This window comes from Sulfitobacter sp. HI0027 (assembly GCF_001634775.1).
Classification (GTDB): Bacteria; Pseudomonadota; Alphaproteobacteria; order Rhodobacterales; family Rhodobacteraceae; genus Sulfitobacter.
In genome coordinates this window covers 1-540 of the sequence record NZ_LWER01000257.1, presented here as the reverse complement: position 1 = coordinate 540, position 540 = coordinate 1, and the positions used below count along the sequence as shown (strand labels likewise).

Sequence of the window (540 nt, the reverse complement as noted above, 5' to 3'; positions counted from 1 at the left end):
GCAAGAAAAGGGCGGCGCGGGAAAAACGACACTTCTGACGGCCATCGCAAGCCTGATGGTTCAGGATGGTGCAAGGGTCGCCGTGATTGACACAGACCCTCAGCGGCACTTGGAATCGTGGGCAAAAAAAGAACAGACCGATCTCGACTGGCTATACGAAGAAGATGACGAAAAGCTTCTGCCAACCGTCAAGGCATTGAAGAAGGCTGATCCGCCGTATGACGCAATCTTTGTGGATACAGCAGGCTTCAAGTCAGCAATGGCAATGCACGCCATCGCGGCCGCCAATCTCATCCTGATACCATCGAAGGCCAACGAAGCTGACGCCAAGGGAGCCAAGCGAACCTATTCACATGTTCAAAGTGTTGCTGAGACAATGGAAAAGGAGATTCCGGCCCTGGTCGTGATGATGGACGTGGATACACAAACAAACATCACGCAGGCCATTGTCGATGCCCTCGATGCCCAGAATGTGCCTCGGCTCAACGCCATGTGCGCGCATCGGACAGGATTCAAGGAAATGACCTCTACAGGGCAAGC

1 protein-coding gene is annotated in these 540 nt (G+C 53.7%); it reads left to right on the top strand.

Annotated features, from left to right (window positions below):
- Positions 1-540: ParA family protein (locus tag A3722_RS15200; protein ID WP_067916275.1), on the top strand; the 540-nt coding region annotated here is incomplete at both ends.